Consider the following 19697-nt stretch of genomic DNA (forward strand, 5'->3'; position numbering starts at 1 on the left):
GGGTCTGATCCGTGGCTGAACGATCGCCGCTCTTCCTGGGCCTTGTGCGCCCGCCGAAGCTTCTCGGCCTGCCGATCATGTATGCCATGGTCTGGCTCTTTGGGTCGGTGCTGCTCTTCGTGTGGGTGCAGCACATCCTGGTCCTCGGCGTGGCGGCGATCCTCTACCCGGTGCTTTGGAAAGCGGCGGATTGGGACCCGCGCTTCATCGACGTGATGATGACGGCGCTGCAGGAAACCCCACCGACGCGCAACCGTGCCATTCACAGGGGCGACAGCTATGCGCCATAGTGAAGCCCGTGACGAGGTCGAGGATACCCGCACCCTCATGCCGGATTGGTATGCCCGCGAGAAACATCTCGCGCATATGCTGCCCTATGTCAGCCTGGTCGACGACCAGACCGTGCGCACGCGTGTCAACGAGCTTTTCCAGTGCATCCGCCTCAGCGGTGTGAACAGCTACACGACGGATGATGCCTATCTCGACAAGGTGACGGCGCTCTTTGCCCGGATCATCGCGCAGCTCGGGCCAGAGTTCAGCTATTACGTACACAAAGTGTCAAAGTCGATCACCCCGGACCTGCTCCCGGTTCAGGGTGACGACTTCGCGGCGGCGGTGGATGAAGCCTGGCGTTCAAAGCTGGGGAGTGCCGGGCTGCGGGACAAGACCCTGACGCTCACGATCATCCACCGCCCGCCACCCAAGAGCTTTCTGGGATTTGTGAACCGATCCGCGCCCGAGCGCTTCAAGGAGGAAACATCCAAGCGGATCAGACGCCTCAACGAAGCCGTCGGTGTGTTTATGTCCGGCCTCGCCGAACTGAAGCCACGTATTCTCTCAGCCGCATCCGGCGAACTTGTTGGGTTCCTCGGTGCTCTCAATACCGGGCGCGAGCTGCCGCTTTACCCGGCAAACCGCTACGGCTTTCTTTCCTACAACGTCGCCAATACCCGCGTGACGTTTCTGGAGGATCACTTCGAGCTGTCAGACGGCGTCGTGGGGCGTCGCTTCGGCAAGAGCTTTACCATCGGCGAATATTCCGAGGCCACCTCCTGCACCATGTTCGACATGCTCAACCTGCCTGTCGATATGATCGTCACGCACTCGTTCACACCGATCAATTCAAACCTGATGGCGGGCCGGATCAAACGCCAGAAACGTCAGATGCAGGCCTCACAAGATGCCGCTCTTTCACTCCTCGAAGCCCTCGACATCGCCCATGATGATCTCGAAGCCAAACGTCAAAGTTTTGGCGAGCACCACATGGTCGTGACCGTCTTTTACGACAGTCTCGATGAACTCCAAACCCTCGGGGCCGAGATCGTCAACGCCGCAGCGGCCGAGGGCGTGAAGATGATTGGCGAGCGGATGGCCGCCAAGACGCATTACTTCAGCCAGCATCCCGGCAATCAGCCCAAACGCGTTCGTGCCAGCGCCGTCACCAACCGCAATTTTGCGGATTTTGCAGCGCTCCATCGCACGCAGCTTGGCAAAGAAAAGCATCAACTGCCCTGGGGACAGGAAATCACCCTGCTCCCCACGCCCGAGCAAAGCGCGTACCGGTTTTCCTATCACGAGCAGGGATCGCCCGACAAAGAACCAACCGGTGGCCACACCCTGATCCTTGGGCGACCAGGGTCGGGAAAGTCCGTTCTTTCGGCCTTTCTGATGACGCAAGCGCGCCGCGTCGGGGCGCGCATATTCGTCTTCGACTATCGGCTCGGAATGGAAATGGCGGTTCGCGCCAATGGCGGGCGCTACGCCTCTATCAAGGCCGGACAGGCGACCGGCCTCAATCCGCTCTGGACCGAGGTGGACGGGCGCGGCACGGCATGGTTGTCGGATTGGCTCGCTTCCCTTCTCTACCGTTCTGACAAGCCCCTCACCCCAGCCCAGACCAATCGCATTCAAGAGGTGGTTCGCCAGAACGCCGGCGCTGCCAATCCGCAGCTTCGGAACTGGAAGGATTTCGCCTCACTCTTCGTCTCCACCGATGACAATGGTGATCTGCACCAGCGGCTCTTGGAGTGGACCGAAGACGGCCGTTACGGCTGGATATTTGGGCAGAGCTTAGAAGACACATTCTCGCTCGACGGCGATGTCGTGGGGTTTGACCTGACCGGCATTCTCGACAGCGAGAGCGAGAAAGAACGCATGGCGGTGCTCTCCTATCTCTTCCGCCGTATCGAACGGGAGATCGAGGACCGCCGCCCCACCATCATCGTCATCGACGAGGCCTGGAAGGCGCTGGACAATGCGTATTTCTCCGAGCGGCTCTCGAATTGGCTGGTGACCGCGCGCAAACAGAACACCGTTGCGGTGATGATGACGCAATATGCCAGCCAGCTTGAACGCACGCGAACCGGCAAAACCATTGTTGAGGCGGTGCCAACGCAGATCCTGCTTCCGAACATTCGCGCTCATGCCTCGGATTACGCGATGCTCAACCTCTACGAGAAAGAGCTCGATGTGCTCCTGAACACTGGCAGTGATAGCCGCCTCGCGCTCATCCGTGACGATAGCGGTTCGGTCGTTGTCGACGCCGATCTTTCCTCCCTAGGCCCCCTCCTCACCATCCTTGGCGGCATGGAAAAGGGTGAGGCGCTGGTGGGTGCCGATTACCGCGACCGACCTGATTTCTGGAGGCTTTCATGATCCGCTTTCTCGTATTGCTACTCGTCCTTGGGTCGCTCGCTGCCTGCGAGCAATATCGAGAGCCGCAGGCCAATTGCTTCAACCTCGTCTCCCGTGGACCTACATCGCTCGATTGCGACTTCGAGGCTTTGGATGGCGCGCTCGACATCACGGATGAGGTCCATGAATAAGGTCTGTGTTCTCACATCCTTCCTTTTGATTTGGGCGAGCCTCGCCGCTGCCCAAGGCGTGCCCGTTAATGATGCCGGGCTGACCGCACGGGATATCGTTGAAACAGGCGATCGTGAGGCCGATCTAGCCGTCCAACGGGAAACCCTGACGGTCGAGGAACTCCTCACCGAAATCGAGCAAGAACAACTCGCCGTGTTGCGCAACATCCTTGATGCGCAGACAAGCTTTGGCGGTCTGGGCCTGTCGAGCATGGTTTCAGGTCTTGAATCTGGCAGCGGCGATCCCGATCGGTCCGTTGCTGCGGTTTATGGCTCCGGCGACATCGACCCCAATCCCGGCGGCGCGGGCATGTTCGGGGATGCCGCGGAAAACATCGAGCAGTTGATTATTCGCGTCGCCCAAGAGACCCACGCACGGCCCGGGGTCGGGCGCGCCGGGCTGTCTGTCGTGCAATGGCGAGCGCTCCTTCAAGCCCTGATCTGGCAAGAGAGTCGGTTTACCATCGGTGCGCGGTCCCCTGTTGGTGCTTTCGGCCTGACCCAGATCATGCCCGGCACCGCCAGCGATCTCGGCATCAACCCGGAATATTACAACAGCCCCTATCTCCAGGTCGAAGGCGGTGCACGCTACCTCTCTAACCAGCTCAACACATTCGATGGCAACATCATCAACGCGCTTGCGGCTTATAACGCCGGGCCCGGCCGCGTGTTTGAATATAGCGGTGTGCCGCCCTTCAAAGAGACCCAACACTACGTGCAGGTCATCCCCGAACGCTACAATCTTTACCTCGCCCGTATCGGTGGCATCGAAGCACTCGGGACCATCGATCCTGCGCTCATGGCCAATGCCAATCTTTCACTCACCGGACACGGCGCGGCCTATTACGGGAACAATTCTCCGACCGCGATCCGCCAAGCCGCACTTCGCATCCAAGACATCGTCACCCGGATCGGCAGTACGGAGGACATCCAGGAAAGCATGGCGCTCAACACCTATGCCCGTGCCGAGCTGGTCCGTCTCATGGCCGCGCGCATACGCCTGAAGGCCGCACGGACCCAGCCGCTCACCGCCGCAGAGCTCGCTCAGGCCTACGCACGCATGGCCGAGGGAGAGTTTATGAATTTCACATTGGAGGATCTGGATTGATGCCCCGCAAATCAGTCACTGCAAAACCGCTTCGCGCATTGGCGCTCGTCAGCGCGCTGGCATTCGGCACTCCGTTCTTGACCGCTTTTCCGGCGCAGGCCCAGGGCGTGCCGGTTGTTGATACCCAGAACATCACCCAAAATATCCAACAGCTCCGGCAGATGATCGAAGACGAGATCCTGCAGAACGAGCAACTGGTGCAGCTCCGCGAACAACTCGCCACCCTCACGGATCAGCTCGCGGAGCTGCAAAGAACCTATGAGGCCCTGACCCGCCTCGCCGAACTTCCGGAAATCATCCGCACGCAGATGGAAGACGAGTTGAACGGTCTTCTCGATCAGGAGTTTGGCGACATCATTGCCACGATTGAGGCGATTAAAACGGGGGACTTCTCCGGGTTGGCAGGATCAGGCTCCAGTGAGATCGAAACCCAGATGGACCGGGTGCTGGCCGATCTTGGCTTTGATGAGGACACGCTTTCGGAAATGGCCACCAGCGGAAATGCCGGGGCTAACCGTGTGGCGACGCAAGCGACGACTGGAGCTTTGGTCTCGGCTGCGGCCCAAAACAGCTATGAAGATGCCGGCCAATCGCTGGAACGCGTCGACCGTCTCGTCGGGCTCATCGATGACATGGATGAGCTGAAAGAAAGCGTCGATCTCAACACCCGCGTCACGGCAGAACTGGCCATTGCCCTTGTCGCCATGTGGCAGCTTGAGGCCGTGCAGACGGTGGCGGATGGCACCGGCGGCGTCATTGATGCAGCCACCATAGCAGAAGAACAGCGGTTCATGGAGTTCACCCTCCCTGAGTTGAATGCAGACTAAGGATCACGGCCAGTGGATGACGAAACAGCAATCATTGAGGAGGAACTGGTCTACGGTGCTTTGCGGCGTGAGCGCCTTTGGCAACGCCTCGGGCTATTGGGGCTGATCTTTGGCATCCTTGGATGTCTCAGCGCAGCGGCCGTCGCCATCCTTGATGTCGATCCGCCACCCGTAGTTGTACCTTACGATCCGGCAACCGGCTTTGCCCTGCCTGAGGCCTCGGTCGGTGCCACCACCGTCACAGAAAACCGCGCGATCATTGAAGCGGAAGTCTTCCGCTATGTGACCGACCGCGAGGTCTATAACCAGCTCGACAATGATGTGCGTATTCGCAGCGTGTTACGCCGCTCGGACCGCGCGGCACAGGCCTCCTTGCGTCAGATCTGGAACTCAGCAAATGCGGATTATCCGCCGACCGTATACGGGCCCAATGCGCGGCTCGATGTCGAGATCCTCAGCATCAACCTGATCAGCAATAACCGCGCGACGGTACGGCTCAGAAAGCGCCTAACCTCGCTCCAAGGGGTTCAAGCGGGGCTGTTCACCGCCACGCTGCTCTTTGAGTTCCGCCCGGAAGAAAGCCGCTCGATCGATCAGGTCTGGACCAACCCCTTTGGATTTACGGTCGTCGAATATTCGATCCGCTCGGACAGATTGGAGAATTAATAAGTGCGTTTCTGGAATACATTCTCAAAAAGCTTGTTGCCAATGTCCCGAGAGCGCGAAGCGCGGCAGGGTATTGGCAACACAATAAATTCCAGAAACGCACAGGCGTTTCTCGTTGCCGCCTTCTGCTTCGCACTTCTCCCTACCCTTGCCACCGCAGAATCCATTCCGCGCAGCGGCCCCAATGATCGCCGGGTGCGGATCGCCATCTACCAGGAAAGCCAAGTCTACCGCCTGAACGTCTCGCTGACACATGTCACCACAATCGAGTTCGGCGAAGGTGAGAGCATTCGTTCGATCATCGCTGGCGACACCGAAGGCTTTGAGATCGACGGCGTGCCGGGCGGGCGCGCCTTTGCGATTAAACCAGTTGCGCGCGGTGTGCATACCAACGTCACGGTCTATACCAACCGGCGGAGTTACTACTTCAACGTCAACGAGGTCTCGAGCCCGACTTTTTATGTGGTTCAATTCCGATACCCAGAGGACAATCGGCGTCCGGCCAATGCCATCGCGCGCGCCGCTCCAAACTACAATTACGGGGCCAGCGGACGGAGCGAATTCACCCCGACGCGGGTCTGGGATGATGGGACTTTCACCTATTTTGCCTTCCCCAGAAACGCGCCGATCCCGGCCATCTTCCGCTACACAAATGGACATGAGCGCACGGTGAACACCGGCGCTGTCGAAGATGGTGTGATCCGGGTCTCCGGTGTGAACGGGCAATGGGTGTTGCGCCTTGGCGAAGAGGTGGTCTGCATTTCTGTGACACCGCAACCGGGAGCCGCGTCATGAGCGACGATCCCGATCTCGAAAAGCGTCTCGCCGCCCTCGAACAAGGCAGCCCCAAACTTGGACCAGGCGCAAAACGCCGCTCACCTTTCCTTGCATTGGCAACTGCGGGGCTCATCCTGGGTGGTGGCGCATTGCTTTACATGTTCTCGCAACCCGAAGAAGAAATCGCCCTGCCAACGGCCACGCCGGATGAATTCCAAAGCGAAGGCGACGGGTTTGGCGAGATCGAACCTTTTGTACCACCCCCTGCCCCAGAACCGGAAATCGTCCTCGTGACCCCTGAGCCGTCCGAGCCCAATGCGGAACTGCTTGCACAGTTGGAAGCCCTGCAGGCCCAGATCGAGGAGTTGAAGAACGCGCCGGAAACCGTCGTGGAAGAAGATACAGCCGCCGCTGAGGCCATCGATGCGCTCACCGCGCAGATCGCGGCCTTGCAGGCGGCCTCGGAGAATGCTCAGGAACAGTTTCGGGATGAACTTGTAGCCCGCGACCGCGAACTCCAGCAGTTGCGCATGGATTTGGAACTGGCCCAATTGGAGGCCAACACACCAACTCCCGCACCGCTCGGCCCTTCCGAGGAAGACCTGCGCGCGCGGGAGGCAGAACGGCTCGCCCGTGAAGAAGAGGCACGCAGATTGGCGGAACTCCAGCGCCGCGCAGCGGAAGAACGCGCGTTTCAGGAACGCCGGATCGCATCTCCAACAATTGCGTTTGGAGGCACAGGCGGCGCCAATGCGGGCGAAACCGAGCTCTCCAATCGCAGCTTTGGTGAGGTGACGGATTTTGTGCTGAACGGCGCGCATCCAAGTACCGTCACCCAGGCCGAAGTCATCGCCAATCCGTCGAACACCGTCGTCCAAGGCACAATGATCCAAGCGGTGATGGAGACCGCGCTCGACAGCTCCCTGCCGGGCCAAACCCGCGCCATCATTTCCGAAGATGTGTTCAGCTATGATGGCTCGCGGCTTCTTATCCCACGTGGCTCACGGCTGATCGGGCGGTATCGCTCCGGCATCGAGATCGCGCAGCGCCGGGTCACTATTGCCTGGGACCGGATCATCCTACCCGACAACCAGACCGTTCAGATCAGTTCCTTCGGAGGCGACGAGCTAGGTCGCTCCGGTGTTACCGGATTTGTCGATACCCGCTTTGACGAGCGCTTTGGGTCCGCCGCGCTGATCTCCTTGATTTCAGCCGCTCCAAGTGCCGCCGCCGCACAGGTCGAAGACGAAACCGCAGCAGAGATTCTCGAAGACATAGGTGATGATCTCGCCGACGCCACCGACTCTGTGATCGGCGAATACCTTTCCATCGGCCCGGTCATCTATATCGATCAGGGCGCACGGGTGACTGTCATGGTCGACCGTGATCTGGAGATCTTCTAAGGATGGCGCTTTCCTATCTTCAGACCTCGCTCGACAAGCTCGCGGATGCCGCCCGCGACGATGTGATCGAGATTTGCATTAATCCTGACGGCTCTTGCTGGGGTGAATTCCAGGGCGATCATTTCATGCGGAGGCTGGATCAGCGCCTGTCTGTCACGGAAGTTCGCGATCTGGGCAATCAGGTCGCCTCCAGCGCAAACACCACATTGAGCAAAGACAAACCCATCGTGTCCGTCTCGATTACCTATATGGGTCGTCCTATCCGTGCACAGGTCATCACGCCGCCAGCCGTCCTCGATGGCATGTCGATCAGCCTGCGATTCTTCTCCAGCTTGCCACTGGAAAAGATCGAGCTCGGTTTCCTCTATGGCAAAGAGCGCAAACTCGAAGAGTTGCGCCAGGAAAAGAACCGGGTCTTGCGCGACGTGGTCGCCGCCGGGGATATCTCTGATGCAATCCAATTCTGTGTTGAAAACAAGCTCAACATGATCGTCTCTGGTGGCACCTCCACCGGCAAGACTGTCGCCGCGCGCAAAATCCTCTCCTACGTGGCCGATGACGAGCGCATCGTCACCATCGAAGAAGCGGCAGAACTGCTCCCTACGCAGCCCAATTCGGTCACCCTAGTTGCCAATCGCGACGCCGAGTTCCAAACCGCCGATGTACTCCTGACCGCGACCCTGCGCATGCGGCCCGACCGGATTATCCTCGGTGAGGTACGCGGCAAAGAGGCCATGACCTTTCTTGAGGCCATCAACACAGGCCATGGCGGATCCATGACGACGCTCCATGCCGAGACGCCTCAGTTGGCGGTCCAGCGGCTCGCCATTGCCGCGCTCAAGACCGAGATTCCGATGACCTACCAGGACATGGTCCAATACATCGAAAGCTCGATCGACGTGATCATCCAGGCCGGCCGCGAAGATGGTGCCCGCGGCATCACCGAATTCTATCTCCCCGGAACCGCATTCAACGGAGGCAATACAGATGAAGCAATTTGAGTATGACATCCTGTTCTTTGAGGTGAAGAAGCAAAAAGACTACGCAGAGATACGCCGCATCCTGAACGAGCATGGCGCAAAGGGATGGGACGTGGTTTCGGCAGAGGCAGGTGACTACGGCTACACGGTGTTTTTGAAGCGCGAGACCGCATCGTGAAACACCTCACCTCACTTATTTGCGCGGCGCTTGTCGTATTGCCAGCCTCTGCCTCGGCAGAACGCAACCTAATCCCGACGCTTAACAATCAGCCCGATGTTTGTCTGGACCAACCAGCCGAGCCCGATTGGATGCAGAACATCGCGGTCCGCGAGTCCTACAAGCGGCTGTTGGTACAACAGATTTATCGGGCACAAAGCATGCAACGCATCGTCGCCGCCCAAAGCTGTGAATGCCGCACCCGCTACCCGTCATGGGATGCCGCAGAGGCGGTCTATTTAGAGGCCTATGCCGCGTCCGAATACTGGGACATGGTTGAGGCGACATCAGAGTTTCGACGCTTGGCGAACGAGCTTCGGCTACAAGCGATGCCGATCTGCGAAGCCGCCGGAAACTGGTAGCCAGAGATGAGCGTCGTCACCTATTTTGTCGAAACGGCCCAAGGTTATCTCGATACGGCGGCCGAAACGCAATTCGGGGCGGTGGCCGCAACTGTGGGTACGATGCTGATGCTCGGAACGACCCTCGTCGTCATCCTTGTCTGTATCAACATGATCACCCAATACCGTGCCATGGATGGGCGCACCGCCTTCTGGCTGGCGGTAAAAGTCGGCCTCATAGGGATTTTTGCGACGAACTGGGTGCAATTCAACACCTTCTCAACGGCTATTCTCAGCGGCATTGATAGCATTGCGGGATCACTCGTCGCCTCGGTTGGAGGTGGATCACCCGGACCTTCCGGAACCTTCGCAGAAGAATTTGATGATCTGATCGCGTCCTTCGGGGACTACCTCAACGCAGCCGGTTCTGAATTGAATTGGATGGCAGGCGCTCTCTTGGATACGCTTGGTGTTTTGATGCTGTCTATTCTTGGCGGACTAGCGGCCTTCATTGTGGTCGCTTCCCGGCTCATGATCGCGCTCCTGATCGGGATCGCGCCGGTCATGATATTCCTCACGCTTTTTGAGGTGACCAAGGACTACTTTGCGCGTTGGCTATCGGCGCTCGTCTCGTTTGCGATGTACCCGATTGTCGTTGCTGGCGTGTTCGCGACAATCACCGGGGTGTCACGCGCATTACTGGCTGAACTTGGAGATCCTGAAGGTGCATCGAACATTGGGGCGCTGATCCCGTTCTTTATGATGGTTCTCATGGCCAAGGGCTTCTTATTTGCAACGCCCTTCATTGTTCGCTCGATTTCCGGAAACATCATGATGCCCGCCTTGTCTGCTGGATTTGGTGGAAGCTATGCCTTCGCGCGCGGGCTCGCAGGCAGTCAACAGGTTTACAACCGCTATGCCATCGGCGGTGCAACTGGGGCAGAATACGCTGCGCTTAGGGCGCGGCAGTTCATTGGGGTTCAGTCGTTACCATCTCGGCCGAATTCTGGGGGAGGCGTGTCGCCTTTTCCTGCGAACACATCTGCAGGCACCGGTTCTCAAATGTTGGCGCAGCTTGCGCGGCTTAGTCGATTGGGAAGACGCTAATGCAAAAGCGAAGCCGTCCTTTGTTGTGACAAACGCGAATGGGAAAGGGGCAGGACGAAGCGCTCTTTCGCTGCGGCTGCCCGAAGGTCTAGTTCGTCGGCTGGCCGTTTATTCCACAATCACTACCTGCCCCGTCAGAGCGCCCTCAACACATTTTGCATATGCGAGGCCAACGTCATGTGATGGCACAGGTTTGTGACCGTGAAACCACTTGCCATAGCGCGGTGCGGAAATGTCCAGCATTCCAGGACTGACGACATTCACTCTCAAACCGCGCGGCATCTCTATTGCCGCACCTTTGACGAAGCCAGCTAACGCCCCGTTGGCGGTCGCAGCATTTGACCCCATGCGAATTGGATCGCGATCAAGGACGCCGCTTGTCAGTGTAAAGGAACCGCCATCCGAAATGACATTCCGCCCGGCGAGGACGAGGTTCACCTGCCCCATCACCTTTTGCCGCAGACCGACCATGAACTTCTCTTGATCCATCTCCGACAAGGGCGCGAAGGTTGCATCGCCTGCGCAAGATACGACAGCATCAATTGTGCCGACCTTGTCATAGAGTGACTTCACGGCATTCAGGTCGCCCACATCGACCTGAAAGTCTCCGGCGGAGCGGCCCACGGTGACGATTTCATGCCTTTGTTCAAGTTCTTTGCGGGCAGCTCGCCCAATATCGCCAGACGCACCTATGACAATTATCCTCATATCCGATCCTTTGTTATCTCATCATACTTTTGCAGTTTTTGGTCGAGGATTGTTCGGCAGCGTTCCAACTCAGCTTGTCGAGCCTCAAGGCTTTGCCGATGTGCCAATAACGCCGCCTTGCGCTTTGGGATTGTTGCATCGCCTGATGCATACAGATCGGCGAAGATGCGCATCTCCGACATGGGCATCCTGGTTGCGCGCAGCGATGCCAGCAGCTCCAGCCAGTCGGCATCCGTCTTTGAAAACCTACGCTTTCCGTCTGTGCCGCGTTGGATGAACGGACAGAGTCCGGATTTCTCATAATAGCGTATCGTTGAAACGCTGAGCCCAGTCAGCTCAGCTACTTCTGAAATCTTCATGCGGAGGCACCCTTTCACTAAGCCTCATAGCGACCTGAAGCTACTTTAGGTCAAGCGTCTTCATCAGACTTGATCGTGAAAACCGCCATTCTTTCACAGCGCAGCATTAGGTAAAATGGGCTTTATGGAGACCTTCGCCGCAAGTTCGCCGAGGTTGGCTGTGCGGACTTTGTGAACTTTCGCTGCGCTCGCACCAATGTCCGGTTGCCGTTTTAGGCTGACCGTTTCACTTGCTCGCGCCAGAAGATATAGATCGAAGACCCGATGATAATGCAGGCACCCAGGATCGTGTAGCCGTCGGGAAGTTCACTGAAGAGGAGGTATCCCAAGACAGTCGCGTAAATCAGTTTACTATATTCCATATTGCCAACCACACTTGCTTCGCCCATTCGCAGGGCGTGAACACCTACCCATTGACCCAGTGTCGCAAGAACACCCATGGCAACAAGGAAGAACCACCCGAAGATGTCTGGCGTGACCCATAGCCATATCAACGGGATGCCCGCCAATGCTCCAACAAATACAGATTGGTAAACCAACAGTGTCGCTGTGGTCTCAGTTTGCGATAGTTTTCGCACTGCCGTAACGGCGACCGCCGCACCCGCAGCACCAAGCAGTGGGATCAAAGCGTTAATGTCGATTAGACCGTCAACCCCGGGCCGCATCACTACAATCACACCGATGAATCCAACTACCACTGCTCCGATCCTGTGTGGCCCAACGGGTTCCTTTAGGATCACCAACGCCAATACTGCGACAAAGAACACCTGCGCAAAGGCAAGCGTTGTTGCTGTGGTGAGCGGAAGAACGGCAACGGCCCAGATGCCGCACGACAGCGCCGTAAACGCACCGATCAAACGCGCCGCGTGTATGCCCGGTCGTTGTGTCTTAAGGCTTTCCGGAAATGATTTTGTGATCTCAGGCAGCGAAGACAGAAAGACGACGATTTGCCGGAAAAAGAGAATTTGCAGAACGTGATATTGGACTACAGCCACTTTTGCCATCGCGATTACGACTGAGAAGAGTGCGGCGGCAAACAGTGCCCACAGGATTCCTTTGGTATTGTCAGACATGAAAACCAACCCTTGTTCCCAGCAAGGTAACTTGCTACCAAAGTACCACCGCTATGTAAAGCTCAGGAATTGGAGCCGCCAAATGACCGATGCCACGAAAAAAATCGTACGCGTTCAAACTGGAGTACGAATCGAAAAACGCGTTCTCAAAGTACTCAAGGCCATCGCCGCGCGGAGCGAGATGGGCCTCGGTGATCTCATCGAAGGAATTGTTCTGCATAGCTTTGAAGGCAAGCCGCCTTTTGGGGCGGACACGCTCGATTTCGTTTCACAGATGAAAGCGGCCTACGGATTGGACCTTACAGCAGAGGACAGCCATTTGCTGTCAGAGGAGGCGTAAAATGTTTGACTGGGACTTTGTCGTATTTGTCGGCGCGCTCAGCATTGCTGCTTTTTCTCCTGGCCCTGGTCTCGCCGCTCTCGTCGCAACTGTACTTGCGAACGGGGCACGCAGATCAATTTGGTTTTGCGTCGGTATCATCTGTGGTGATTTGGTTTGGCTCTCTATGTCACTCAGTGGGCTAGCCCTCATCGCGCAGCAAATTCCCGCCGTGTTTACAACCATCAAATGGGCTGGTGTGGCTTATCTGGTCTACTTGGCAGTGAAGTTATGGACGACCCCAGCAGATGCTGCTCAAGTCTCAACGGGATCAAAGGAGCGAGGCGCATTGGTGCGAATATTATCCGGATTTTCGATCACAATGGGCAATCCAAAGGCTATGTTGTTCTACTTGGCATTGCTGCCGAGCATCGTAACACCAGAAAGCTTGAACGCGTCGATGGTGATCTCACTCGCATTGGCTGTGATTATCGTCTTAGGCACGGTGTTCGCGGTTTACGTCTATGCAGCGGAAAAGGCGCGGAGCGCTCTGACCAGTGCTCAGTCAATTAGAACCTTCAACCGCATCACAGGCACTGCACTCGGAGGGGCCGCTGTTTGGATCGCCGCCAAATAATGGTCATTCCCAGAATAGCTACAACTTGGAAGAATAAACATGCCATCACTTGAACTCTTGATAGCTTTTCTTGTTGCAACAAGCATCTTTGCATACATGCCGGGCCCGTCGACCCTTTATGCAGCCGCCCAGACCATCGCAAGAGGTCGGCGTGCTGGTTGGTTTGCTGCTTTGGGCATTCATATCGGCGGGTACGTTCATGTTTTCGCGGCGGCAGTCGGACTTGCATTCCTGTTTGAGGCCGTCCCAGCAATGTATCTGGCTCTGAAACTGGCAGGGGCGGCATATCTTATCTGGCTTGGGGTGACGATGTTTAGGTCCAAGCAGGCGATACAGGACAAAGATGGTGATACAGATGCAAAAGCCAAGAAGAGCGCAAAGCGGGCGTTTTGGGAAAGTGTTTCTGTTGAAGTGCTCAACCCCAAAACTGCAATATTTTACCTCGCTTTCCTGCCTCAATTCGCTGACCCAAGCGCATCATTCGCAATCTGGCTCCAACTTCTGATCCTTGGGACGATTGTCAATTTCATGTTTTCTAGCGCAGATGCCTTGTGTGTCATTCTCGCGGACAAAGTAGCCGCATATTTCAAATCTTCCGGTTCGACAAATCACATAGTCCACAAAATTGGCGGGAGCGTCTTGGTCGGATTAGGTGTCAGGCTTGCGTTGGATAAATGAAGAAAACGGACATTCGCGCAGAGTGCAGAATCCGGCAAAGAGGGCTCCAAGCCGACATTAGCTGCGTGTGGTGCGAACGACCGCTTAGCTCGAAACAAGCCTCTCCACCGATTCCTCTTCAAACTACGGCACTTCGGTTATCTCCCCTTCCAAACGATCTAGATCTCCGAGAGCAAGCTTCACCTCTGTCGCGTCCTCTGCTGATGGGCGCTCGACAGCAAGATCGGTTTGTCGTGAGAAATCCATCTCGAACTGCCGCTGATCCTCTGCGAGGACAGCGGCTCGGGCAGGCCTGCCTTCAGCTGTGGAACTTGGGCTCGCTAGGGAATTTATACTAGCATCCGCAATTCCCATCCGCGCCTCAAAATCCCGTTCCGACAGCCCTGACCCCCTCGGTGCCGTCGGCATTGCCCGTACGCTCAAAGGCAATTCACCCATCGGCGCAGGTGGTTCGGTCGGAAACGGCAACTCCCCCTCCTGCGCCCCGTGAATGCCTTTGAAGAACGGATCCTCGTAATAGACCACGCGCTTGGCCCGGACCGGCATCTGCGCGTCCACGACAACGACGATCTCGTCGAGCGGCAGACGGCGCGCTTCGTCCTCAGGCAGGAGCGAGGTTTCCTCTGTCCGCTCTGACTGGCTCCGCCCTTCAAATGGGTTCTTGCCGATGGAACGGGATTTCGTGACGACCGTCTTGGTTGTCTTGCCAACAGCCTTGCTGAGTTCCTCGACGGTCTTCTCGTCTGAAGGCGTCAGGTAGAGCTTGATCCCCGCGTTCCCTTGCAGCGCCCGGCGCGTGTTCTCTCCGTAGATTTCGTCGATGGCAGGAATGGTCTGGGTAACGACTGCAAGATGCCCGCGATAATGGCGCAGAACCTCGATACTCTCGGCAACGATCGGCATTTTACCGAGGCGATTGAACTCGTCGAGCATGATCATCACTGGCCAGGGCTCGTCCGGGCCGGGGTCCTTGTCCTGCAACGCGGATAGCAAGTCGGAGAAAAACAGCCGGATCAGCGGTGCCAGTGGCTTCACCATGAGGGGCTGGACGACCAGATAGACGCTGAAGGGCTTCTTGCGGATTGTCCGGAAGTCAAAGTCAGACACCATGGTCGCCTCATCGATCGCCGGGTTCTGCCATTGATCGAGGCCCGAGGTCATTAGAAGCGATACATAGGACGTCAGCGTGTCGTTGTTGGTGGAGGCGAGCCGCGTGAATATCAGCTTGGCGGCCGCATTATCGACTTCGTGGGAGCGCGCGAGATATTCCTTCTGCTTGTTCCCCCCAGACGCCGAGATGCGATAGATTTCTCCCAAGGTGGGCCTGCGGCGTTGAAACGCTAAGAGCCCCGCCGCGACAAAGAGATCAATCCCACCCTTCAGGAGACCCTGAACCCGGTCATTGTCATTCTGCAGAAACAGCGTCGCCAAGAGCTGCAACTCCATCTGTTGGCGTGCCGGGTCTTCAAGCTCAAAGATGCGCAGAAGTGGATTGTAGCGATGGGTACGCTTGCTTTCCCAATCCGTTGGAGCGAAGCGGAACACCTTATCGCCCTGCGCCGCCCGATGCCGGGCCGTCGCCTCATAACATTCCCCTTTCACATCGAGCGTAACGGCAGATCCTTGCCAGGTCAGCAGGTTCGGAATGACAAAGCCGGTGGTCTTACCGCGCCCTGTCGGGGCGACGATCAGCGCGTGGGGAAAGGTCTTGGAGCAGAGAAACGGCGAGCGTGATTTTGGTTTGCCCAGCTTGCCGATCACAAAGCCCGTGCCGGGCTTTCCGAAGAACCCATTGCGCTTCATCTCCCGGCGTGTCTGCCAATGGGTGTAACCGAAGCGCGTTAGGGCAGAGCCGGACATGGCAAGGCTCATCATGAGACCCACCATCCCAGCCGCGCCCATGATCAGATTGATCAGTCGGAAATCATCGGGACGAACCGCGCCGATAGCCCGGTAGTTCTGTGCGATGTAGAAGAAGTCGATCTCCGCCTGGAAGCCCAGATCCCGGAAGGTCAGCACGGCAGAAGCAATGACATAGCCAATCGCGATGGCCACGAGCGTGACCAGCACCACCCCGAGAGCGAGACGCCCTTTTCCCATGGACCCCATCAGTGGGTTTCCCCACGTTCACTTTCCCCATCGACCAGATCGGCACGGTTGAGCTCGTATTCCCGATCGGCGATCTCCTCGACCACGGCACGCGTTGCCTCGCTGTTGGCCGTCGCGCCGTCGGATTGCAGGTAGTGTTTCGCCGCATAGAGCCGGTCAAGACGATCCTCGATCTGGTCTTTCAGGACATCCACATCCCCGCCCCGAAGGCGCTCGATTTGAGTTTCTTCCAACTCTCGCTCAACCGCTTCCCGATAGTTGAGACGCTGACCCTCATCTGGGAATGGTGAATGCAGATTTCCGGCCCGCTCGTGGTCGATAACCCTCCGCAGATCGGCATCGGCAGTTGGCCCGGTTTCAGCGGGTTTGGCGTCTCGCTCTTCGACCAAATGGTCGTTTCGCTCGCTCAGAACAGCGTCCCGCGCCTCATCAATCACCCCGTCCTGGCGCAGCACCTGGTGACGCTCGAGCGCGATCCCGAGCTGTACGTGAGCCCGGTTAAGGGTCTCGCGTGCGGTCTCCAGATCTGCCCGTCGCACCAGATTGAGACCGTCCTTCTCCGCCACCCGCGCAAGATCGTCTGCGATCCACTGACGCTCGAGGGCTGCATTCTGCGCCCCGCTCTCCATCCTTGCGACGACAACAGACGAACTGATCCCGGTTCCGCGCAGCGCGGTATCCACCTGCGCCCGAACCTCCGGGTCCTGTAGCCTTTCAAGCTGATCCCGGTCGATATTGACCTCGGAATAGACTCCACCATCGGAGGGCTTTTCTGTCAGCGTCACGGAGCGCAGCCCCAAAGGTTGCATATGTGCCAGCCGCGATTGGATCTCATTAAGGCTCTTCTCAAGCCGTGGCCGCTCAGTCTCGGGTTTTTCGGCGATCATCCCTTGAATGCGCTCGACCTGGTCGGCGTAGCGGGTTCTCAGATCCTCGAATGATTGGTCTTCCGCCATATAGACGCCTCCTTCAGAAGTAAGCTTACCGCCCTTCGCCAGAAGCTCTCCGGACCGGAAGAGCGCATTGGCGATGTCCTCGCGGTTGTCCGCAGAGGCCTCTGCAGCGAGCGAGTGATAGATGGTTCGCGTGTTTGCGATCTCTTCGAGCGCGCGGGTAAGGTCAGCCCCAACGCGAGCCCGCGGCTCCGGCACCCTGCCCTCTTCCTTCGCGGCATAGACCTCACGCGTTCTGGCTGGGTAATGTATAACGCCTCGATCCAGCCGTCGCGTGGCCTCCAGACGCACCCCAAACTTCTCGGCCTCCTCGACCATGGCGAGGCGGAAGTCGTCGTAGTTGAACCGATGATCCCGGGCCAAGAAGAAGAACTCACCCTCCTGAGAGCGACGGTTCAATACTATATGTGCGTGGGGGTGATCACGATCCTCATGGACGGCAATGATGAAGTCGAAATGCCCCTCGTCTGACTGAAAGAACCGCTGCGCGACATTGGCGGTAATGTCGCGCACATCCTCGCCCTTTGTGCCGATCGGATAGGACATGAGCATATGGGTGGTCTGTCCGAGCTTGGGCTTGAACCCGGCGCTCCAGCGCTTGGAAAATCGCTCGGTTAGGTCTTTGACTTCCTTCGCCTCGAGCTTCGACTTCCCGTCCAGGAACCCGCTGCTATCGACAATATGGGTCGACTTCGTGGTCAGATAATCGAGCTGGTTTGCGAGTTGTGATTTCGTATGCGTGCCGCCACTCCGGATCGCCTTGAAGACAGCAGCCCGATGCCCTGCAGCAGCCCGCACGAGCTGCTTCTGCCGCCCGGCCTGCAAGCCCTGCATCGAACCGCGCACACGGCTCCAGCCATCCCTAAAGACTTCCCCGGTAACATCATGGACCGCATCATTCAGCCGCATGGGCAAACTCCCTCAGAGCGGCGGTTGCAGTGAGCTGCATCGCATCCCGCCGTCGGCGCAAAAGCAGATCAATCTCATCAGCGGAATCAAGAATAAACCGCGCCAAACCACGCATCTGTGCAAGGCGCAATTCGGAGAACTCAACGACCGCGCCACTCTCATTACCCTGCCCTCCACGATTAGCTTGCATCATCTGTTTGGCAATCTGCGCGACACCATTGCCGACCTCGTGCAAAGAGGCCCGGTAGCGTGCCATCTCACCGGCCAATTGGGCATCCGGAACAAAGGTTCCACCTGCCGCCTGGATGAGCCGTCTCAGCCCCTCCGTGCGGTTTTCAACACCGGCCGAGGCCAGAACCGCATCCAGCGCTTCAAGCTCCTCAGGGGTTAGCTTCACCGTCACCGCAGCCGACGCGACGCCGGTATCCTTCTGACGTTCGCGATCAGCTTTCAGCGTATAGCGCACCGCGCGCGCAGTCACGCCAAACCGTTCCGCCAGCATCGCCGTCGAGACACCTTCCCCGGCCTCGCGGACAATCTCCATCTTCTCGGCATCAGTCAGTCTTTTCGCCTGGGACATGCGGAAGAAAGCCCCCCTATTTCCTGCCAACTTCATTCAAGGTCGCATTCAACATACGAAACTATAGCAAATGGTCAATGCTATATTTATGTTCATTCATCTGACGCGACCTTGAATTCCGTTTCAGGCCGAGTACCAAAGGTGCGAGGCCCGGCCCGAAGGGCCCCAAAAAAAAGAGCCCCCTCCACCAGCACCCACCCTTCCCCTTCTTCATGCCCGCACCTGAGATTCAGACCGAACACGCATGTGTTCGGACGGAAGCGAGGGGCGGCGCTCACCCTCACCGACAGGACTGACAGACAGGGTCAAGGGTGGTCAGATTTGGCCCGCCAAATCTCTGCCCCAAAAACTGACAGGCACCGCCTGACCGTTTTTGGGGATGACCCCCTTGAGGCTGGCTGGCAGGTCTGTCGCGGTCCTTCTTCCGATACATCTTCAGGGCCGTTTGCGGTCCTGGCCTTCGGCCTGTAGCCCGGTCAATTCGTTAGGGCAGCAGTTCTTCGCGAAGCGTTCCCTGGGACAGGGAAAGGGCCGCCTCACGGCGGCCCATCCTCATCAGAGGATTTACTCCTGTGGTTCCTTCGCGCTTGGTGGGAACATCACCAGCTCCTGGACTGCGACCGGGAAGTCGAGCTTGAGGCTGAAGAACTCGGTGCCGTCTCCGTTGCGGGTATTGCGGAACATGGCTCCGACGCGTTGGAAGCGGGTGCGCTCCTGGCCTTCGTTGTCAGTGAACTTGACGGGAACGGTTGCGACGTAGTGGTTGGTCATTTGGGTCTCTCCTTTTTGCGATGAGGATCTCCCAGCACGGGGGCACAAGGACCGGTCGCAAGCGCAAATGCGGAGGGTCCGCGCGCGCGCGCGTGGAAACCGTATTTGTGCTTGCCGGAGCGTCAGCGGAGGGAACGATCGGGCCGACCCCGTGCGATCCACATCAATAAGCAAAAAAGAGAGACCCAAATTTGCACCGCCACATTGAAGTCGTTGCCGATCCCGTAGATCCCGCTTGGCGAAGGCCTGGTTCGCCCAGCTCCTACGCATCTGCAAAATGATCCGTCGCGCTCAACAAATGGCGGATCAGT

Annotated in this window: 22 protein-coding genes; 15 read left to right on the forward strand and 7 right to left on the reverse strand. The window is 57.8% G+C overall.

What is annotated here, in order from left to right; genetic code table 11:
• The first annotated feature begins 11 nt into the window (after nucleotides 1-11).
• Genes QQL78_RS18245 through QQL78_RS18300 form a run of 12 tightly spaced genes read left to right on the forward strand, consistent with a single transcriptional unit; the run spans nucleotide 12 to nucleotide 10290 of the window.
• Nucleotides 12-290 (forward strand): VirB3 family type IV secretion system protein, encoded by a 279-nt coding sequence (locus QQL78_RS18245; protein ID WP_284375840.1) that lies wholly within the window; start codon nucleotides 12-14, stop codon nucleotides 288-290.
• Nucleotides 280-2655, forward strand: a complete 2376-nt coding sequence (locus QQL78_RS18250; RefSeq protein ID WP_284375841.1) for a VirB4 family type IV secretion/conjugal transfer ATPase — start codon at nucleotides 280-282, stop codon at nucleotides 2653-2655. Before QQL78_RS18245 ends, QQL78_RS18250 begins: the two co-directional genes overlap by 11 nt.
• Nucleotides 2652-2825 carry a hypothetical protein gene (locus QQL78_RS18255; protein WP_284375842.1) on the forward strand — a complete coding sequence of 58 codons (174 nt, stop codon included), beginning with the start codon at nucleotides 2652-2654 and terminating at the stop codon, nucleotides 2823-2825. Before QQL78_RS18250 ends, QQL78_RS18255 begins: the two co-directional genes overlap by 4 nt.
• A gap of 58 nt (nucleotides 2826-2883) precedes the next feature.
• The gene (locus tag QQL78_RS18260) at nucleotides 2884-3972 is read left to right on the forward strand and encodes a lytic transglycosylase domain-containing protein (protein ID WP_348540770.1); all 1089 of its coding nucleotides are present in this window, start codon (nucleotides 2884-2886) and stop codon (nucleotides 3970-3972) included.
• Nucleotides 3972-4799 (forward strand): type IV secretion system protein, encoded by an 828-nt coding sequence (locus QQL78_RS18265; protein ID WP_284375846.1) that lies wholly within the window; start codon nucleotides 3972-3974, stop codon nucleotides 4797-4799. The genes QQL78_RS18260 and QQL78_RS18265 overlap by 1 nt, the downstream gene beginning before the upstream one ends.
• Nucleotides 4800-4811: 12 nt before the next feature.
• Nucleotides 4812-5465: a VirB8 family type IV secretion system protein gene (locus QQL78_RS18270; RefSeq protein WP_284375848.1), complete on the forward strand. Its 654-nt coding sequence runs from the start codon at nucleotides 4812-4814 to the stop codon at nucleotides 5463-5465.
• A 42-nt stretch (nucleotides 5466-5507) separates the two neighbouring features.
• Nucleotides 5508-6260, forward strand: a complete 753-nt coding sequence (locus QQL78_RS18275) for a TrbG/VirB9 family P-type conjugative transfer protein (RefSeq protein WP_284375850.1) — start codon at nucleotides 5508-5510, stop codon at nucleotides 6258-6260.
• A complete protein-coding gene (locus QQL78_RS18280; RefSeq protein ID WP_284375852.1) occupies nucleotides 6257-7645 on the forward strand; it encodes a TraB/TrbI/VirB10 family type IV secretion system protein in 1389 nt (462 codons plus the stop codon). The genes QQL78_RS18275 and QQL78_RS18280 overlap by 4 nt, the downstream gene beginning before the upstream one ends.
• A 2-nt stretch (nucleotides 7646-7647) precedes the next feature.
• Nucleotides 7648-8646 carry an ATPase, T2SS/T4P/T4SS family gene (locus QQL78_RS18285; protein ID WP_284375854.1) on the forward strand — a complete coding sequence of 333 codons (999 nt, stop codon included), beginning with the start codon at nucleotides 7648-7650 and terminating at the stop codon, nucleotides 8644-8646.
• Nucleotides 8633-8803, forward strand: a complete 171-nt coding sequence (locus tag QQL78_RS18290) for a DUF4177 domain-containing protein (RefSeq protein WP_284375856.1) — start codon at nucleotides 8633-8635, stop codon at nucleotides 8801-8803. The genes QQL78_RS18285 and QQL78_RS18290 overlap by 14 nt, the downstream gene beginning before the upstream one ends.
• Nucleotides 8800-9204: a hypothetical protein gene (locus tag QQL78_RS18295; protein ID WP_284375857.1), complete on the forward strand. Its 405-nt coding sequence runs from the start codon at nucleotides 8800-8802 to the stop codon at nucleotides 9202-9204. Before QQL78_RS18290 ends, QQL78_RS18295 begins: the two co-directional genes overlap by 4 nt.
• A gap of 6 nt (nucleotides 9205-9210) precedes the next feature.
• On the forward strand, nucleotides 9211-10290 hold the full coding sequence (locus QQL78_RS18300; RefSeq protein ID WP_284375859.1) for a TrbL/VirB6 family protein: 1080 nt from the start codon (nucleotides 9211-9213) through the stop codon (nucleotides 10288-10290).
• A gap of 108 nt (nucleotides 10291-10398) precedes the next feature.
• Here QQL78_RS18300 and QQL78_RS18305 read toward each other — a convergent pair whose 3' ends face one another.
• The 3 genes from QQL78_RS18305 to QQL78_RS18315 all read right to left on the reverse strand — a co-directional run bounded on the left by QQL78_RS18305 (nucleotide 10399) and on the right by QQL78_RS18315 (nucleotide 12430).
• On the reverse strand, nucleotides 10399-10998 hold the full coding sequence (locus QQL78_RS18305) for a short chain dehydrogenase (RefSeq protein WP_284375861.1): 600 nt from the start codon (nucleotides 10996-10998) through the stop codon (nucleotides 10399-10401).
• Nucleotides 10995-11357 carry a MerR family transcriptional regulator gene (locus QQL78_RS18310; protein ID WP_284375863.1) on the reverse strand — a complete coding sequence of 121 codons (363 nt, stop codon included), beginning with the start codon at nucleotides 11355-11357 and terminating at the stop codon, nucleotides 10995-10997. Before QQL78_RS18310 ends, QQL78_RS18305 begins: the two co-directional genes overlap by 4 nt.
• 212 nt (nucleotides 11358-11569) lie before the next feature.
• Nucleotides 11570-12430, reverse strand: coding sequence for a DMT family transporter (locus tag QQL78_RS18315; RefSeq protein WP_284375865.1), 861 nt, complete (start codon nucleotides 12428-12430; stop codon nucleotides 11570-11572).
• An 82-nt stretch (nucleotides 12431-12512) separates the two neighbouring features.
• On the opposite strand from QQL78_RS18315, the gene QQL78_RS18320 reads away from it, so the two are divergent.
• The 3 genes from QQL78_RS18320 to QQL78_RS18330 are packed head-to-tail and all read left to right on the forward strand — an operon-like array spanning nucleotide 12513 to nucleotide 14064.
• Nucleotides 12513-12770 carry a hypothetical protein gene (locus tag QQL78_RS18320; protein WP_284375867.1) on the forward strand — a complete coding sequence of 86 codons (258 nt, stop codon included), beginning with the start codon at nucleotides 12513-12515 and terminating at the stop codon, nucleotides 12768-12770.
• A 1-nt stretch (nucleotide 12771) separates the two neighbouring features.
• The gene (locus QQL78_RS18325; RefSeq protein WP_284375868.1) at nucleotides 12772-13386 is read left to right on the forward strand and encodes a LysE family translocator; all 615 of its coding nucleotides are present in this window, start codon (nucleotides 12772-12774) and stop codon (nucleotides 13384-13386) included.
• A gap of 39 nt (nucleotides 13387-13425) precedes the next feature.
• Entirely contained in the window at nucleotides 13426-14064 is a 639-nt protein-coding gene (locus QQL78_RS18330) for a LysE family translocator (protein ID WP_284375870.1), read from the forward strand.
• A 123-nt stretch (nucleotides 14065-14187) separates the two neighbouring features.
• Here QQL78_RS18330 and QQL78_RS18335 read toward each other — a convergent pair whose 3' ends face one another.
• The 4 genes from QQL78_RS18335 to QQL78_RS18350 form a co-directional block, all read right to left on the reverse strand.
• Complete coding sequence (locus tag QQL78_RS18335) at nucleotides 14188-16164, reverse strand: type IV secretory system conjugative DNA transfer family protein (protein ID WP_284375871.1); 1977 nt, start codon at nucleotides 16162-16164, stop codon at nucleotides 14188-14190.
• An 8-nt stretch (nucleotides 16165-16172) separates the two neighbouring features.
• Entirely contained in the window at nucleotides 16173-18035 is a 1863-nt protein-coding gene (locus tag QQL78_RS18340) for a relaxase/mobilization nuclease domain-containing protein (RefSeq protein WP_284375873.1), read from the reverse strand.
• Nucleotides 18022-18615 carry a transposase gene (locus tag QQL78_RS18345; protein ID WP_284375875.1) on the reverse strand — a complete coding sequence of 198 codons (594 nt, stop codon included), beginning with the start codon at nucleotides 18613-18615 and terminating at the stop codon, nucleotides 18022-18024. Before QQL78_RS18345 ends, QQL78_RS18340 begins: the two co-directional genes overlap by 14 nt.
• Before the next feature lie 564 nt (nucleotides 18616-19179).
• On the reverse strand, nucleotides 19180-19386 hold the full coding sequence (locus QQL78_RS18350) for a hypothetical protein (RefSeq protein ID WP_284375877.1): 207 nt from the start codon (nucleotides 19384-19386) through the stop codon (nucleotides 19180-19182).
• Nucleotides 19387-19697 lie beyond the last annotated feature (311 nt).

It is taken from the genome of Sulfitobacter pacificus (genome assembly GCF_030159975.1).
Lineage (GTDB): Bacteria > Pseudomonadota > Alphaproteobacteria > Rhodobacterales > Rhodobacteraceae > Sulfitobacter > Sulfitobacter pacificus.

Bases quoted from the DNA above. Each gene is read 5' to 3' on its own strand.
- QQL78_RS18250 (WP_284375841.1), top strand. From the start codon at position 280: ATGCGCCATAGTGAAGCCCGTGACGAGGTCGAGGATACCCGCACCCTC.
- QQL78_RS18255 (WP_284375842.1), top strand. From the start codon at position 2,652: ATGATCCGCTTTCTCGTATTGCTACTCGTCCTTGGGTCGCTCGCTGCC.
- QQL78_RS18265 (WP_284375846.1), top strand. From the start codon at position 3,972: ATGCCCCGCAAATCAGTCACTGCAAAACCGCTTCGCGCATTGGCGCTC.
- QQL78_RS18275 (WP_284375850.1), top strand. From the start codon at position 5,508: ATGTCCCGAGAGCGCGAAGCGCGGCAGGGTATTGGCAACACAATAAAT.
- QQL78_RS18280 (WP_284375852.1), top strand. From the start codon at position 6,257: ATGAGCGACGATCCCGATCTCGAAAAGCGTCTCGCCGCCCTCGAACAA.
- QQL78_RS18285 (WP_284375854.1), top strand. From the start codon at position 7,648: ATGGCGCTTTCCTATCTTCAGACCTCGCTCGACAAGCTCGCGGATGCC.
- QQL78_RS18290 (WP_284375856.1), top strand. From the start codon at position 8,633: ATGAAGCAATTTGAGTATGACATCCTGTTCTTTGAGGTGAAGAAGCAA.
- QQL78_RS18300 (WP_284375859.1), top strand. From the start codon at position 9,211: ATGAGCGTCGTCACCTATTTTGTCGAAACGGCCCAAGGTTATCTCGAT.
- QQL78_RS18305 (WP_284375861.1), bottom strand. From the start codon at position 10,998: ATGAGGATAATTGTCATAGGTGCGTCTGGCGATATTGGGCGAGCTGCC.
- QQL78_RS18310 (WP_284375863.1), bottom strand. From the start codon at position 11,357: ATGAAGATTTCAGAAGTAGCTGAGCTGACTGGGCTCAGCGTTTCAACG.
- QQL78_RS18315 (WP_284375865.1), bottom strand. From the start codon at position 12,430: ATGTCTGACAATACCAAAGGAATCCTGTGGGCACTGTTTGCCGCCGCA.
- QQL78_RS18320 (WP_284375867.1), top strand. From the start codon at position 12,513: ATGACCGATGCCACGAAAAAAATCGTACGCGTTCAAACTGGAGTACGA.
- QQL78_RS18325 (WP_284375868.1), top strand. From the start codon at position 12,772: ATGTTTGACTGGGACTTTGTCGTATTTGTCGGCGCGCTCAGCATTGCT.
- QQL78_RS18330 (WP_284375870.1), top strand. From the start codon at position 13,426: ATGCCATCACTTGAACTCTTGATAGCTTTTCTTGTTGCAACAAGCATC.
- QQL78_RS18335 (WP_284375871.1), bottom strand. From the start codon at position 16,164: ATGGGAAAAGGGCGTCTCGCTCTCGGGGTGGTGCTGGTCACGCTCGTG.
- QQL78_RS18340 (WP_284375873.1), bottom strand. From the start codon at position 18,035: ATGCGGCTGAATGATGCGGTCCATGATGTTACCGGGGAAGTCTTTAGG.
- QQL78_RS18345 (WP_284375875.1), bottom strand. From the start codon at position 18,615: ATGTCCCAGGCGAAAAGACTGACTGATGCCGAGAAGATGGAGATTGTC.
- QQL78_RS18350 (WP_284375877.1), bottom strand. From the start codon at position 19,386: ATGACCAACCACTACGTCGCAACCGTTCCCGTCAAGTTCACTGACAAC.